16 protein-coding genes are annotated in these 15,963 nt (G+C 43.0%); 6 read left to right on the forward strand and 10 right to left on the reverse strand.

Translation table 11 applies throughout. The annotated features are described in order from the left end of the window. Positions 1–38: 38 nt before the first annotated feature. From Q8K48_07900 to Q8K48_07915, 4 genes are all read left to right on the forward strand, one after another. Positions 39–1,601: a VWA domain-containing protein gene (locus Q8K48_07900; GenBank protein MDP1852318.1), complete on the forward strand. Its 1,563-nt coding sequence runs from the start codon at positions 39–41 to the stop codon at positions 1,599–1,601. Beyond that, entirely contained in the window at positions 1,601–2,758 is a 1,158-nt protein-coding gene (locus tag Q8K48_07905; GenBank protein ID MDP1852319.1) for a type II secretion system F family protein, read from the forward strand. The genes Q8K48_07900 and Q8K48_07905 overlap by 1 nt, the downstream gene beginning before the upstream one ends. A gap of 202 nt (positions 2,759–2,960) precedes the next feature. After that, positions 2,961–3,182, forward strand: a complete 222-nt coding sequence (locus Q8K48_07910) for a hypothetical protein (GenBank protein ID MDP1852320.1) — start codon at positions 2,961–2,963, stop codon at positions 3,180–3,182. Next, entirely contained in the window at positions 3,173–3,589 is a 417-nt protein-coding gene (locus Q8K48_07915; GenBank protein ID MDP1852321.1) for a PIN domain nuclease, read from the forward strand. The genes Q8K48_07910 and Q8K48_07915 overlap by 10 nt, the downstream gene beginning before the upstream one ends. Positions 3,590–3,617: 28 nt before the next feature. Here Q8K48_07915 and Q8K48_07920 read toward each other — a convergent pair whose 3' ends face one another. The 4 genes from Q8K48_07920 to Q8K48_07935 are packed head-to-tail and all read right to left on the reverse strand — an operon-like array spanning position 3,618 to position 8,006. Beyond that, the gene (locus tag Q8K48_07920; protein ID MDP1852322.1) at positions 3,618–4,373 is read right to left on the reverse strand and encodes a sulfite exporter TauE/SafE family protein; all 756 of its coding nucleotides are present in this window, start codon (positions 4,371–4,373) and stop codon (positions 3,618–3,620) included. After that, positions 4,370–6,193: an adenylyl-sulfate kinase gene (gene cysC, locus Q8K48_07925; GenBank protein ID MDP1852323.1), complete on the reverse strand. Its 1,824-nt coding sequence runs from the start codon at positions 6,191–6,193 to the stop codon at positions 4,370–4,372. The genes Q8K48_07920 and cysC overlap by 4 nt, the downstream gene beginning before the upstream one ends. Further along, positions 6,193–7,098, reverse strand: a complete 906-nt coding sequence (gene cysD / locus Q8K48_07930; GenBank protein ID MDP1852324.1) for a sulfate adenylyltransferase subunit CysD — start codon at positions 7,096–7,098, stop codon at positions 6,193–6,195. Before cysD ends, cysC begins: the two co-directional genes overlap by 1 nt. Then, positions 7,098–8,006 carry a sulfotransferase domain-containing protein gene (locus tag Q8K48_07935; protein MDP1852325.1) on the reverse strand — a complete coding sequence of 303 codons (909 nt, stop codon included), beginning with the start codon at positions 8,004–8,006 and terminating at the stop codon, positions 7,098–7,100. Before Q8K48_07935 ends, cysD begins: the two co-directional genes overlap by 1 nt. 75 nt (positions 8,007–8,081) lie before the next feature. On the opposite strand from Q8K48_07935, the gene Q8K48_07940 reads away from it, so the two are divergent. Beyond that, positions 8,082–8,897 (forward strand): glycosyltransferase, encoded by an 816-nt coding sequence (locus tag Q8K48_07940; GenBank protein ID MDP1852326.1) that lies wholly within the window; start codon positions 8,082–8,084, stop codon positions 8,895–8,897. Then, positions 8,894–10,426, forward strand: coding sequence for a glycosyltransferase family 2 protein (locus tag Q8K48_07945; GenBank protein MDP1852327.1), 1,533 nt, complete (start codon positions 8,894–8,896; stop codon positions 10,424–10,426). The genes Q8K48_07940 and Q8K48_07945 overlap by 4 nt, the downstream gene beginning before the upstream one ends. Before the next feature lie 160 nt (positions 10,427–10,586). Here the strand turns inward: Q8K48_07945 and Q8K48_07950 are convergent, their stop codons facing one another. The 6 genes from Q8K48_07950 to Q8K48_07975 form a co-directional block, all read right to left on the reverse strand. After that, positions 10,587–11,261 carry a DUF4097 family beta strand repeat-containing protein gene (locus Q8K48_07950; protein MDP1852328.1) on the reverse strand — a complete coding sequence of 225 codons (675 nt, stop codon included), beginning with the start codon at positions 11,259–11,261 and terminating at the stop codon, positions 10,587–10,589. After that, on the reverse strand, positions 11,261–11,701 hold the full coding sequence (locus tag Q8K48_07955) for a toxin-antitoxin system HicB family antitoxin (protein ID MDP1852329.1): 441 nt from the start codon (positions 11,699–11,701) through the stop codon (positions 11,261–11,263). The genes Q8K48_07950 and Q8K48_07955 overlap by 1 nt, the downstream gene beginning before the upstream one ends. A gap of 104 nt (positions 11,702–11,805) precedes the next feature. Beyond that, positions 11,806–13,200 (reverse strand): aminotransferase class III-fold pyridoxal phosphate-dependent enzyme, encoded by a 1,395-nt coding sequence (locus Q8K48_07960; protein ID MDP1852330.1) that lies wholly within the window; start codon positions 13,198–13,200, stop codon positions 11,806–11,808. Positions 13,201–13,359: 159 nt separating this feature from the next. Then, positions 13,360–14,187, reverse strand: coding sequence for an ABC transporter permease (locus Q8K48_07965; GenBank protein MDP1852331.1), 828 nt, complete (start codon positions 14,185–14,187; stop codon positions 13,360–13,362). Next, complete coding sequence (locus Q8K48_07970) at positions 14,188–15,021, reverse strand: ABC transporter permease (GenBank protein MDP1852332.1); 834 nt, start codon at positions 15,019–15,021, stop codon at positions 14,188–14,190. A 5-nt stretch (positions 15,022–15,026) separates the two neighbouring features. After that, positions 15,027–15,953, reverse strand: a complete 927-nt coding sequence (locus Q8K48_07975) for an ATP-binding cassette domain-containing protein (GenBank protein MDP1852333.1) — start codon at positions 15,951–15,953, stop codon at positions 15,027–15,029. Positions 15,954–15,963: the final 10 nt, after the last annotated feature.

The following is a 15,963-nucleotide window of genomic DNA, read 5'->3' on the forward strand; positions in this document are numbered from 1 at the left end:
ATCGGTTTTTTATCCTCTCTCTTTTTCTCGGCATTATAATGAGTGCAGGTCTGCCACACATCCATGCAGTGGAGCACAACAAAAATTCTATATTTTTTTTGATCGATGTAAGTGGTTCCATGAACGGGACCAAAATCAATGCAGTTAAAAATGCAATTACATCGATTATTACAGTTCTGCCCACCAATGTAGATGCAGGAATTATTATCTTTAGTAGAAAGGCAACTCTGCTCGTTCCGCTTACCAAAAATCGGCAACCTCTTTTGCAAGCAGTAATAAATTTAAAAGTGCAAGGTGAGACGGCCTTATTTGATGCAGTTAAGCTTGGTTTAGAAAGCGCTCCACAGGTAGGTAAGTCACGCATAATTCTCTTAACCGACGGGGAGGATACGGTTAGTAAAGAAAGTGCAGGCAATCTTCTAACTACATTGGCGCTTCGAGGGATACCGGTAGATTCAATAGGTTTACAAACCACTTCACAGCAAGGCAAAACCTTACAATCAATATCTGACTCAAGTGATGGAGTTTTCTATCCATTAAGTGAGGTGAGTAAATTAATAGAGGTTTACCAGAAAAGCCTCACTACAATTCTAAAACCAACTCTCACACCATCGACAGTAACGGTACCTATTGAGTACACTGGGACCAATTGGCGTTTCATCCCATATTTAATTTCGTTTTCAATGTTTTTTCTCACATTTCTCTTTCTTCTTCTCATTCGTAAAAATTTAGGTGACAAGCGAAATCGCCGAAACCGTTGGGGAGCCCTTGAAACTCATACAATTCAAAAGGTAAGTAATCAACATATTGCAAAAATTAGGAAAAATTTAAATTTTGATGCTCTCCCTCCTAGATTTGTACGGTGGATAAATATTCGTCTTGAACTAATTCACAGCGAGGTATCCTTTGAGCGAGTTGTAAAAATTCTTTGCGTACTCTCCATTGTATTATTCTTTCTAGGGTGGTCCATATTTTCCAATGTGTTTGTTGCCGTAATCATGGCCATACTTTTAACACCATACCTCTTTGCCAAGTATGTAAAGAGAAGACATAAGAAACAGATTCGACTTTTTGCAGAAGAGCTCCCTGATTTACTAAATATTGTGGCAAGTGCCCTGAGATCAGGGCTAACTCTTCAACAAGGACTTGAGGCTTTTACTCTGGATAACAAGGGAGAGGTAGCGCGGCAGATTCGACGAGCCACTTCTGAGATTCAAATGGGTACAACGGCGGAGGATGCCTTAATGAGTATTGCAGTGCGAATGAATAACGAAGATTTAAAGTGGACCGTAACTGCCTTATCAATTCAAAGAAATGTTGGTGGAAGTCTCGCAACTATTTTGGGGACTACGTATACGACCGTAAAAGAGAGAGCAGAAATTAGACGAGAAGTTCGTACTCTCTCAGCTGAGGGAAAACTTTCAGCATATATATTGATGGCATTACCTATTGGAATATTTAGTTTTCTATTTCTAACAAAAAGAGAGTACGTGAGAATTTTCTGGACAGAGGCGGTTGGTCTTCTACTTTTGGGAGTAATAGCATTAGCTTTATCAATTGGTTGGCTGTGGATTAAGAAGATTATAGAGATAAAAATATAATGAGACTGCAGAGCTTCCTAGTCAGTTTTGTTGTCGCTGTCGCCTCATTTACTGTGGTGTACTGGGGGCTTACGTATTTTTCAAAAAATTTTTCGGCAACACGTTTGAGGATACGGCGTAAGTACCTGATTAATGCTTATGTGGTGGGCGATAAGCCACGAAGGATACAAAAACCTCCTGTACAAATTTCAACAGCCATAAAGCTATTTGAAAACTATGGTAACCGAATTATTAGGGACCAGTATAAGAATCGACTCCAAACTTTGATTACCAATTCAGGTGTTATTGGAAGCGAGGGTTTCACTTCCTTAGTCCGCCGTAAATTGGCTTTCTCATTGGTGGGCTTCGGAATTAGTTTCTTACTTCTCTTATTTAAAACGACCTCAGCCATCCCGTTAGTTTTGGCTTTTTTTGTTTTCGGGTATTTTTTGCCAAATTTGGAGGAGATCGGCAAACGGATTATTTGGCGAGAGTATAAGACAAAACTGGAAAATCTGTTGAGTAGCGCGGGCGATTGGGAATCTAGCCATTACTTTACTTTAATTAAGCGAAAACTTGTTTTTTCATTTTTTGCCTTAATTATTTCATATTTCTATCTACTGACCAAGAGTCAGAGCTTTAGTGTTTTACCCCTTAGCCTTTTTTTGATTTCTTTGGGGTTTTTTATGCCGGATATTCTTTTGCAAAACAGAGTTTTAAAGCGTAAGGAACTCATCGCCCAATCGTTACCTGATGCAATTGATATGCTCTTAATGTGCGTCAGTGCCGGATTAGCATTTCCGGCTGCCCTTACTAAGGTGGCTGAAACACAGTCAGGGCCAGTGGCTGATGAGTTTTCGCGCGTTACCAAAGAAGTGCAACTAGGTCAGTCACGCACTGACGCATTAAATGCAATGGCGCAAAGAACTAATGAAATACACGTTCAAAGATTTGTAGGCGCTATGGTTCAAGTTGATAGGTTTGGTATTCCGGTATCGAGTGTTCTAGAAGAACAGTCGAAGGAAATGCGTGCGGCCCGCCGAGAGTCAGCGCGAGAGCAAGGCCAGAAAGTGCCGTTGAAAATTTTGGCACCAATCATGTTATTTTTTTTACCATGTGTTCTAATTATTATTCTAGGTCCAGCCATATTGGGAATTATTCGCACATTTTCAACTTAATCTAAGAATATTTGGAACCTCAATACGCCAGATGGTGAAGTAACTGAGATGCCCAACCTGATCGAAGACAGTAAAGGCGAACTTCATTCATCAAGAATCAGGCGAAGGATTACAGGATCAGACGTTAAGCCCTCGGTGCCATTCACACCGGGGGCTTTTCTGCCCCCTAAGTGATATCATATGATATCACTTAGGGGGCAATATGGCCGATTTATTGATTCGCAACCTCAGCCTTGAGGTTTTGCAGGATCTCGATATAAAGGCGGCTAATCTGGGAATTTCACGTGCTGAATATGTCCGACGAACATTGACGCAAATAAGTGCTTCTTCCATTGAATCGGTGACTGAACAGCATCTTAAAAACCTCATTGCGTTATTACCCGATTTAGCTAATGAGGAGATTATGGATGGAGCATGGCGGTAACAGGATGGCTCATTGATAAATCGGCGCTTGTACGTCTGGGTTCTTCCCCCGATGCCAAACTGTGGGCTTTACGAATAACTGCTGGAGTTGTCCATCTCTCCTCAATTACTCGATTAGAGATTGGCTACTCAGCTAGATCTTCAAAGGAGCTTGTCGCATCCATCAATAACCCGCCAATTTCCACAATGCCAATTGAACTGCTATCACCTGCAATAGAAGAGCGTGCGTGGGAGGTATTACGTGAACTCGCGCGAGTAGGAAAACATCGTGCGCCCTTAATCCCTGATTTATTATTGGCGGCAACTGCCGAAAAATGCGGACTTACAATTTTGCATGTAGATAAAGATTTCGAATTGATCAGTAAAGTTACAGGTCAACCGCAGGAGCGTTTGGTCTACAGTTCTTAAAGAATTTTTCAATGATAAGAAAGAAAATCTATGCCTGAATAATTCTGATTCCATTGAGAAGGATGATTGCTATAGCTATTAAAATTCCGAGTTGACGTGCGGGAAGCCTGCCTACTAAGCGAGCAGCAATCGGCGCGGCAAGAGTTCCTCCAAGTGCCAATCCTCCGACGGTGGACCAGTCGAGATCAATTCGATTGAAATTAACAAGGAATCCGATACTTGCAGATACGGCTACGACAAACTCAGCGGCACTAACGGTGCCAATTACTTTTCGCGGCTGTGTTGCAGTTGTTGAAATGAGAGTTGGAGTGACCAATGGCCCCCAACCACCACCACCTGAAGCATCTACAAAACCACCCGAAAAACCTAAGAAAGTTAAGAAATTTGGATTCTTAATTTCGATCATATTGACCTGAGACTCTTCTTTTACGACATTTCGATATAAGAGTAGAAAGCCGAGAAATAACAAGAGGGTCGAGATAAATATCTTTGATGTGGATAGATCAATGAATGAGAGGAAAGTTGCACCTAAGAATGCGCCAATTCCACCAGGAATTGCGAGTCGAATAAGAATTCGTTTATCAATATTTTCGGCGTGCCAGTGAGAGACGCCGGAGGCAAGTGTTGTTCCCATCTCTGCCGCATGCACAGCCGCAGATGCAACTGCAGCACCGGCACCCATAGTCACCAGAAGAGTTGAACTAGTTAACCCAAAGCCCATTCCCAGCGCCCCATCAATTAACTGAGCGAAAGCTCCGATAAAGGCAAAAGCTATCCAATTCACAAGAGCTCCTTCATAATGAGATCGACGTTTTCGTTAACCAGTTTTGTTCCATCTAGAATCAAATTTGGATGAGCCGGGCGCTCGTAATCCTGTCCAACTCCAGTGAAATTAGGGATTTGGCCTGCCGCCGACTTTTTATATAATCCCTTTGGATCGCGTGTTCGACAAATTTCGACCGGTGTGTCAACAAATACTTCAAGGAATTCACCATCTTGAAAAATTGATTTCGCCCGTTGGCGATCAACCTCAAATGGACTTATGAGCGCCGTAATAACGATTAACCCTGCATCAACCATCAATTTTGCAACTTCAGAGGTTCTACGTACATTTTCAGCGCGATCCTCAGGCGTGAAACCAAGATCCATATTTATACCTAACCGTAGATTGTCGCCATCCAGGACGTATGCGTGAGCTCCTTGGGCAAGCAATCTCTTTTCAAGCGCGTTTGCAATGGTGGATTTACCTGAACCAGATAGGCCAGTGAGCCAGACGGTTCGAGATTTTTGATTCTTTTGCGCCGACCTAATAGTTTTTGTAATTTCATAATCTTGAAGGACGACGTTGGAGGCACGGCGCAGTGAGTGTAGAATCATTCCTGCACCAACTGTTTTAAGAGTTAGACGATCTATGAGTATGAAGTTTCCGAACTCTCGTGACTGGTTATAAGGCTGCATAACCATTGGAAAGTCAGTTGCAATTTCAACTAAACCAATTTCATTCATTTTTAAAGCATCAGATGAAATATGCTCTCCGCTATTCACATCGACTTTATGTTTAATCTTTGTGATTATTGCCGGAGAAGTAGTTGGTCCAGAAACCATTAAATATGAACGGCTGTGAATGAGTGGGTCTTCATTTAACCACACAACGTGTGCGGCAAATCGATCTGATGGGATTAAATCCGCAGGGTTCTTAGCGACTATATCTCCGCGTGTCGCATCAACTTCTGGCTCCAAGACAAAAGTGATTGCATCATCTTCCACAGCCTTCTCAACATCTCCAGTAAAGGTTGCGATTCTTGCAATTTTTGCCCTCTGATTGCTTGGGTAAATGACAATCTCATCTCCGGCGCTAAATGAGCCGGCTCGCACGGTCCCTGCTACCCCACGAAAATTCTCAGCTCTAGAGATCATTTGAATCCTCATTAAGCCATCTATCTCTAAATCCTTAGGAGCGATCCAGCTCTGGATAGCATCTTGCAGAGTTGGACCGACATACCACGGCATATTCTCACCTGGGAATACCACGTTGTCGCCAGCTAATGCGCTGATAGGCACAATGTGCACATCGGATAGTTGTAAACGATTAGTGGCAGCTGTTATTGCCTGTGATATTTCATCGAAAATCTTTTGTGAATAATTTAGGGCATCTAATTTATTGATAGAGATTATTATGCGGTTGACACCCATCAATGAGCAGATTGTTAAGTGGCGAAGAGTTTGAGTTCGTACACCTTTAGTTGCATCAATTAAAACGAGCGCAATATCTGCCCTTGATGCGGCTACAACCATGTTTCGGGTGTACTGCTCGTGGCCAGGAGCATCGGCAATAATTAGCCGTTTACCGTTCAGAAGCGACATGGAGCGGTACGCGACATCGATAGTTATTCCCTGCTCGCGCTCTGCCTCTAAACCATCTGTCAACAAACTAAAGTCAATTTCCCCAGCTGGAATTGTGGATCCAGTCCTGCGTACTTTTCTCGCTGCGCCAACCGTGTCATGTGGAACGCTATCGGTTTCAACAAGAAGGCGGCCGATTAAAGTGCTCTTTCCATCATCAACACTGCCACAAGTCAGTAGGCGTATAACAGAGGTAGTCATCAGAAGTAACCTTCCGTCTTCTTCTTTTCCATAGAATCCTCCTTGTCGCCATCGATGAGTCGCGTTGCTCTCTCACTGAGTTTTACATGTAAGACTTCTTCAACAACATCCTCAATTGTTAGCGCATCTGATTCGACAGCTGCAGTCAATGGGTAACAACCCAAAGTTCTAAAACGAACTCTTTTCATAACCGGGGTTTCATTATTAACCAATGGGAAACGTTCATCATCGACCATAATTAATTGGTCACCGCGCTGAACCATTGGTCTCTCTTTTGAAAAATAAAGGGGATTAACTTCGATATTTTCCTGATAGATGTAGCGCCAAATATCAGTCTCAGTCCAATCTGAGATAGGAAAGACACGCATCGTTTGTTCAGGCAACAATCGCGTATTGTAGGTTCGCCACAGTTCAGGACGCTGCTCACGCGGATTCCATCTGTGGCCTGGATCTCGCACGCTAAAAATTCGTTCCTTAGCTCTGCTCTTTTCCTCATCTCGACGTGAACCACCAATTGCGGCATCGAAACCATGAAGATCCAAAGCCGCCTTTAGCGCCACGGTCTTCATAATTCTCGTGTATTCAGAGGCGTTTAAGGTGAAGGGATTTACTCCAGCTGCGACGCCTTCCTCATTGGTATAGACGATGAGCTGAGAGTTTGTTTGAGCGACGATACGATCACGGAACTCAATCATCTCCTTGAATTTCCACGTTGTGTCAATGTGTAGCAAAGGAAATGGTACTGGAGAAGGGAAAAATGCTTTTCTTGCTAAGTGCAACAGCACCGAAGAGTCCTTACCAATGGAGTACATCATCACAGGTTTACGAAAAGAGACTGCCGCCTCTCGGAATATTTCGATAGACTCATTTTCTAACTCTTTTAATATTTGATTTTCTATGCGCATCAAATAACTTCAATCTTCTCAAAATCAAAATCCGAAATCTTTTTCCCACGGTTCGCCAAATACTTATCCTGAACTGTACGAGAAGAGTCTTGTTTAGCCGTTGTCGGAATTTTTGCTAACTTGTTAAAATCTGTAAAGCCTTCCCATGCCGAGAAATGCTGTATCGACTCAATGGTTTTTGTATCCTGTAACATTTCATAGTCAACATCCAATATTGCACACTGATGGGCATTAGCAAAGTGAACGTACCTACTGTAAAATTTTTCATATTCATTAATGAATTTACTAAGTTCAGTTTCATCAATATCGATTTCCACGCCTTCGGTAGAAGCTGTGTGCCACTTACCCGTTTTATTAGCTTTTTTATGCGAAACAAAGCGATCAAGATGATTTCGGCGTAAGAAAATAATATGAGGATTGTGCTCGGCAATTATCGACTCTAAAACCGGGTCCGAAAGGTGTGTAGGGAAAACCTTAATAATATGAATTCCATGAATTTTCTTCATTGCCCTTATTGTCCTAGTTGCACATAAGGTAGATGACTCAAATCGGTACGTACGCCATTTTTGCCTTTGAGTCTTAAAATTCAAATAAAATCGAAAGGAGAAAAATGGGTAGTAACGATTGAGTCGTTCAATCACTGAACTCCAATGATTAAATGCAAAGAACTCTCCGTGGTACCTAAACCCAATATTTTCCTGCGAAACCAGACTACCCAAAGCATGCGTACCTGAGCGCGGGAAAGAGATAACTAAGACCAGCTTTGATTTCACTGGTTTTACCTTACCGAACCGCTCTTTTACGAAATAAATCCCGGACTTAGGCAGAGCCTTACAATTCAAAAGAAGCTTTTTTAGGGTCGTGAGGCTTTGATTGTTTTTCTTGGGGGAAGAAACTCCTTGAGACATGTCAAAATCTTAGCAGGATTGGCCCAATCTTCATGAGACGAACACCTTTGCATGCATTATTGGTAATCTAGCCAAATGTATTCAGGTGAGAATAACTCGTTGGATCGCTCAACAACATTTTCTCAGGAAATTCAAGCGATTTTAGAACTTCGTTTATCTCGCCGTAAAAAAATGAAAAAATATCCAACGGTATCTGTCGTGCTTTCTACGGTTAGATCAGATGATCTAACCTCTATACTTTCCCAAATTAAGTTACAAACCTTGAAAAACTTTGAATTAGCGATTGGTCTGCACGGGATCCAATTGAATGCGAGACACAAATTATTAATAAGTGAATTAAACAAACGAGGCGTAAAAGTAAAAGTCGAAAAATTTACCAAGACGGCAACTCTTGGATTTGTTTTAACAAACCTTGCTGATAAAACATCTGGAGATTATGTTGCCAAAATGGATGATGATGATTATTACGGAGCAGAGCACTTACGTGATCTAGTAGATGCAATAGTTGATAAAGGGGCAGACGTTGTTGGACGGGCAATGAACTATGTTTATCTAGAGCCACTCGATTTAACCGTTCGCCGCTTTGGAGTTCAAGGCACACAAGCAGTTGAAATTTGGAGTGATTGGGTCTGTGGTGGAACTATTTTAGTTTCGCGCTCCGCTGGAGAATTGGCTGGGTGGTTTGGGAGCGGCACAACTGCTGTTGATAGATACTTACTTGGCCGTGTCACTGAAAATGGTGGGAGAATTTGGCGAACTTTTGGTGCTGGCTATATATATAGGAGAAGCTTCACTTTTCACACGTATGTCACTAATTATTCGAAGTACCTTAAAAATGCCAATCAACAAGTAGTTGGTCTCTGGCAGGATAAAATTTTTGGTACACAATGACCGATAAACCTATATTTAGATTTGAGAGACCGGCAAATCTCTCTCTGGTTAAAAGCCCCACTCTCTCAGTAGCAATCATTACAGCCTGCCGAGATGGTCAAGAAAAACTCGATCTGCTCATGGTATCTCTCGCCGCTCAGACCTACCCAAAGAACTTAGTAAGTGTGCATGTAATCGATGACGGCAGTGAAATACCAATAACAATTCCCGTAATTGCTCCCAAAAAGAGCAAGGTAATTCGATATAGAAATACCCAGAACCGCTGGGGCAAAACTGCGGCAACCAATGATGTGACGGCAACAATTAAAGCCGATGTTTACTGGTTTGTAGATGCCGATATGGTTTTTGAGAAAGAGCATTTGGCGCACCATATGAAGTGGCATCACGATAGTGATGATTATGCGGTTTTGGGTTGGAAGCGTTTTGTCCAGAAGTGGGATTATTCGCCACAAGCTGCTTTTGAAATGATAAATTTCGGAAAATTTGCGGATATGCATTCAGAGAGTTGGAGTAAAGATCTCTGGGAAAAGCGTATTGAGCGAACGTCAGATTTATTACACCCAGCCCTAGAGGGATATAGATCTTTTGTTGGAGCAACTTTTTCAATTAAAAGCGCACTCTGGAAAAAACTTGGGGGTTATAGGCGAAATTTAGTGACAGGTGAAGATACGGAATTGGGTTGGCGCCTATTTATGGAGGGTATCCGTATTGTTCCCGAACGATCAGCTCTCTCCTGGCACTTGGGTTACAGCACTGTTGAATCAAATAAGGATTTGATTGACCGACACAATCAACCGTCGCTAGCCCAATATATTCCGGAGATGAAGAAAACTCGTTCGCGTGCCACTAATTCGTGGGTGATCCCAACATACGAGGCGATTATTGACGTAAGAACCTGCAATTTGCAGCAATTAAAGGGTATTTGTTCACGTTTAACTTCACTTCCAGGAACCCAAGCTAACTTCATTTTGCTTGGTAGTTGGAGCCAATTAAAGAAACGTTACTCACCTGTGAGTGATAAGCACGCAGATTTACGCGAAATATTAAGCTGGTTAAAGAGTGAAAGTAACGTCACTTTCGAAGAAGTAGGCGAAGAAAATCTAGAGATTGCTAATATTTTATCTCGATTTTCTAATGCACCAATCCCATTTCATCTCTTTATTGAAGGGGATTTCGATGGCGATTTCGACGGGAAACAATTGTGCGACTACCTACTTGCCACAGAGTACGGAATGGTCGGTTTAGCGACCAAAGCGGATAGAAGGGCATTTGCGCTCTTTCAGCCTGCTTTAGCTCGCTCAATCTCAACACCAGGATCGATTTACCAGAATCTTTCAGCTACGTGGGGGGTTTTATGGCTAACCCACGAGAGCTTCATTGAAATACATAGTGGAAGTAAATTTAGACGTGCGCGGTTCATAAACTTTTTAAAACGTGAAGGTAAAAAAGTTAATTCACCACAACAACTTCTGATTTTCATAAAGAAACTAATAGGCATCTTGCTTCTCAAAGCTCTAAAGCGATCGTAAGTAAGGCGTATTTAAATTAAATAATTCGTCCAAGGCCATATAAGTATTGAAGATCAGTGCTACTCATATTTGGTTGATCAGACTTTGAATTTGATCGTGAGCTCTTATGCAGACATCCATTGTATTTGTTATTTTTCATTTTGCTTATTTCCTCTCCTGGTTAATTTCTTGCTAGATTAAAATTGCCACTTATTGTGGAGGTTTTTATTCTTACTACTTTGCTGCTGCCCGTTGATAAGTCATTAGAACCATCAAGTGAAATCTCAGAGTTCAAGTCACCACTTACTGAGTTTCCATCAACGTCAACCTCTAAATCCGGAGCAACATGAACTTTTATGTCACCACTAATACTCTTTAATGTGTAATCGCAGGCTGAAAAAGTGTGTGTCGCAATAGAACCTGATACCGTTTTGACAATGCATATAGTCGCAGGGTTATGACTAATCTCGACGTCACCTGTTACAGACTTAATCTGTAGACTTTCAAGAGTTTGATTAACTTCGACATCACCGGTAACTGTTTTGATGCTGACTTTAGAGCTACGGGGAAGCGCTATTTCGGCCGAGAGGCCTTTTAATAAGTCCTCACTGATACCTAAAAATCTACGTCCCTTTTTATGGAAGCGCACATTCAACTCGCCCACCTCTGCGCTAATCTCAACAAACTCGGCCTCTTCTAAAGCTTTCTTTGAATTGGCAAGGATCTTGACGTGACACAGACCATCGTGTGACTCGTTAATTGTAATCTCGCTTGAAATACCTTCGAGAAAAACTTCGGGGTTCTCAATCTCGAAACTCTCTTCTCTTGCCGTAAAAATCTCTTTTTGGAATTTCATTAGCTCTTTCCCTTTCCTCTTAATTGTCGTTTCCCGATAGTGATGGAGAGGCTGTTGCGGTCACTTGCCTTGAGTAGCCATGAATTCAAAGAGATGCCCTCATTCGTGGCCGCACTTTCAATTCGAGATTTCAAATCCTCAGGAAGCCTTAAGGTGATTCGGGCATTTAGGTCGGCTGGGTTCTCCCTGACTGTGGAGCTATCTTCGACGTATATGAGCTCGATTTCATCGCCTTGAACCCGAGCCTCTAAATGGGCACCGGGGAGTTGCTCGCTGAGCTCTTCTGCGATTTCAGTAAGAGCCTCTAATAAACGAGTGCGTAAAACCGGTGCAAGTGTAGGAATTAAGCGTGAAACCGCTGAATCTAGTTCTTGGCCACCGAGCTTACCCAGGGCCTTAATATCACTCGATAAGAGCTCTATAAACTTTGACATCTTCATGGTGTCATTATGACATCACTTTGGCATTGCTGTCAAGTACCTAATCCTTAGGCAGCACAAAGCCACCTGAGGCCGGTGGCTTACAGATGGCTTGGTGGGAGAGGCTAGGCGCGCAAGGTTTGAGCAAACAAACGGAAGTCTTCAACGAGAAGATCTACCTCATTTTGTCCATGCGCTAAGGAGATTAACCACTGCTCATCTAGGCCTGGAGGCGTAATGATTCCGCGATTCAGCGAGAAAAGCCATGACAACTCGGCAATCGCAAAATCTGTGGCTTTGTAGTCACGGTAATTGCGAAGCGGCGTCGTTGACCAGGTAATGCAGCCTTTAACACCAAAGCCAACAGTGTGTGCTGGCAACTGGTACTCATCGATTATTTCATTAATGCGATCTAACGCTTGTTGGTTGAATGCCTCAGCAACTGCGAGAGTTTCCTTAGTACATATTTTATCAACGGCGCGAACACCTGCCATGGCAAGTGGATTGCCGTTGAAAGTACCAAAATGTGCCATCTTGCCATTTGTGACAAAGTCCATGTACTTCTTCTTGCCACCGAAGGCGGCCAAAGTAAGCCCGCCGCCGATAGATTTTGCGAGAGTAATCAAATCCGGAATGACTCCTAAGCGCTGTGCTGCGCCTTGATGTCCAGCGGTTAATCCTGTTTTAACTTCATCGAAGATTAAAACAACGTTGTACTCATCGCAGAGTTCGCGAACGCGCTCCAGATAACCCACGTCTGGCAAGATAATTCCAAGGTTTTCCATTACAGGTTCGATGATAAAGCAGGCGATCTTAGAGGCGTTTTCTTCAAAAATGCGCTCTAGTGAATCGGCATCGTTGAAGGAAACTACGTAAACATCTCCAGGAACTATACCTGCCGGAACATACGCAATTGGATCACTAACATCACCAATCACATTAATTGGTGGTTTGGCTGAGACTACAAATGGGTCGTAACTACCGTGATAGCCGCCCTCAACTTTGACAATCCCATTTTTGCCGGTTGCTGCTCGAGCAGTGCGAACGGCATACATTGTGGATTCAGTTCCGCTATTCGTGAAGCGAACTTGATCGATGACAAAGCGGCGACAAATACGCTCAGCGGCATCGGTAGATATTGGAGATGGGGTTACGAAGAGCATGCCTGTCTCAAGAGAACTCTTCACTTCCTCCACAACCGTTGGGTTTAAGTGACCGGCGAGCATGGCGCCAAAACCCATGGATAAATCCAAGAGCTTGCGACCATCGACGTCAGTCATCCAAGCCCCTTTAGCGCTAACAATTGAGATCGGATATGGATCCCAGTGTTGGAAACTCGAGGTCACTCCCAAAGGAAGTGATTTAAAAGAGCGCTTACTTTCTTCGGCACTTTTCCCGGTTTGCTTGGTAAATAACTCCCATTCAGATTTCAAAAGGGCGGCAACTCTTTCAGGTGGAATTTCGACTGAAGTTGCAGGGACGAATCTAAAAGTTTCCTTGTGATTGGTTTGTGTAATCATTGTAAAGCTTGTACGGCAAAGGTTTCAGCGTTTGAAACTCGTTTGAGAAGTACTCTCCCGGTTCGTTTTTTAGTCCTTTCGAACTAAGACCTAAGTATCTCATGCCAATTTTTTTTTGCAACCCCCGAAACTCCGCGTGTTTACGCGGGAATTTCTTTTTTATTTCATAAAAAGAGCATTTAATCGCTTAGTTGTAAAGAAAAGTCCGCAAATAATCATAATTACAAAATACATTGCATGGCCGACTAGTGCTATATCTATATATCCTAAACACAGACCGCGGACTAAATTAATGGCATGCGTGAGTGGGAGCAGATTTGCAGTGAACTGCAGCCACTGTGGAAAAACGCTTAAAGGGAAAAAAGAGCCAGAAAATAGGAACATCGGAAGCAGTAACATGTTTACTATCTCTAACTGTTGAAATGATTTCATATAAGAAGTTAATGCCATTCCACAGGATGCAAATCCAAATGCAATCAACACAGCGGCAGGAATAGCTAGAACCCCCCAAATACTTGGAATTAAACCAAGAGGAATCACAACAACCATAAATGCACATGCATAACTAAATCCCCGTAGAAGTGCCCAACCAATTTCGCCAAGTGCAACATCGAGTGGCCCCATAGAAGTGGCAAGCATTCCATGGTAGATCCGGTCATGAGTTAGTTTAAAGAAGACGTTCATTGTTGAATCGTAAATAGCGCCATTCATTGCACTCGTTGCAAGCAATGCTGGTGCGATGAAAATAGCGTATTTTATACTCTCTCCACCGCTTTCAATCGTAGGTAAAAGCATTCCAATTCCATATCCAAAAGAGAGCAGATAAAGAACTGGCTCAACGAAACCAGATAAGACAATCATCCAAGTTGAGGATCGAAAGACAATAAAGCCACGCTCTAAAAGTTGTGGCACACGACCTGAGTAATAGCGCTCCCCCCTCTTACCGATTCGGGCTTCGGCGATTGCAACGGCCATTGGAATAAACATCTACTTGGCCAATCTCTTCGTGAAAATGCGAGCCGAGAGATAGAGACCGCTGATTAACATGATTACAAGGAGCAGGAAGTGAACCCACAACATCATCGGGGAAATAGCGTGACCATACGTCAAATATCGCCCAAGTTCAGTTGCATGCCACAAAGGTGAAATCCAACCGATCCACTGCAAGAAGAAAGGCATTGACGTAAGGGGAAAAAAGGTTCCAGAGAATAAAAACAACGGCATCATAATAAAACGGCCCAAAATCACAAAGAAGATATTTTCATTCTCCAATCGCGCAGCTAATGCCTGCATGAGTGCACCAAATGAGACCCCAGCTAGTATCGCCGTTGGAATTGCTAACCATGCCGCAGGTGATTCAAGGGCACCAAAAGCCCACATAACACCGAAGTAAAAAAGAACTGTATATACTGTGCGAAAAATCGCTGCCAGAAATACTCCTATTGAGATTTGTACTCCGCTCAATGGTGTTGAGTTCATAGAGAAGAAAGTCTTATTCCATTTGAAACCTTCAATAGTTGGATAAACAGTTTCCTCAAGCGCACCTTGTATCGCAGCCTGTGCTAGCAGGGCAGGAGCTAAGAAGGTCAGGTATTTAACGCCATCAACTCCGGTAGCTCCGACACTCTCATCTATCAAACCACCTAGACCTATTCCGACGGATATTAAATACAAAACTGGGTTAGCTATGGCTATACCAATAATCAGCCAGATCCATTTCATCATGGCACGAATGCGTGCCTCTGCAACATATAAAGCTCCGCGTAGTTTGACCTTTTCTGAATTTACAAGTTGAGCAGAGCCCTTTCGAATAGTTGTCATACTCATCATTCAATCAACGTTCTTCCAGTCAAGCGCAGAAAAACATCCTCTAAAGAACTTCGACGTACTAAAGAGGTCTTTGGGTGTAATCCACTTGCATAAATCTTTTCTAGCAGCGATTCACCATCATCGGTGTACATCAAGATGCGATCGGGAAGCTCCTCAATCCGTTCGCAAAGAGAGTTCAATGTGTCAGCTACACCTTGATTTCGATCCGAGCCAAAGCGGACCTCAAGAACTTCTTTGCTTGAGTATTCTTTTATAAGCGATGCAGGACTTCCCTGCGCCATGATCCTGCCTTTATCCATAACAATGAGTCGATCGCACAACTGTTCGGCTTCATCCATGAAATGTGTCGTTATGAGAAGTGTTACTCCCTGCTCCTTTAATCGGAAGAGACGGTCCCACAAAATATGCCGTGCCTGTGGGTCTAGCCCAGTTGTAGGCTCATCCAGCATCAATATTTCAGGCTCACTTACAAGGGCGCGGGCAATTGTCAAACGGCGCTTCATACCACCACTGAGTGATTGGACTTTAGCGTTTCGCTTTTCCTCTAACTGTGCAAAGGCCACAAGCTCTTCAATCTTTGCCTTAACAAAGGCACGGGGTAAGCCAAAGTAACGCCCATAGATGTAGAGATTTTCAATAACGCTTAACTCTGTATCCAGATTATCCTGTTGTGGCACAACCCCTAAATGTGCGCGGATTTGAGGTCCCTGCCTGTCCGGATCCTTTCCAAGAATCGTGAGAACCCCGGCATCACGTTGGGATGTGGCACCAACCATGCGCATAACCGTTGACTTGCCTGCTCCATTTGGTCCGAGCAGGCCAAAGGACTCACCTTTTGAAACATCAAAGTCAATACCGTCCACAGCAACTAAATCACCAAACTTCTTCGTCAGACCACGGGCGGAAATGAGGGATTCAGACATTTGTTTATTC

Source organism: Candidatus Planktophila sp., from assembly GCA_030681675.1.
Lineage (GTDB): Bacteria > Actinomycetota > Actinomycetes > Nanopelagicales > Nanopelagicaceae > Planktophila.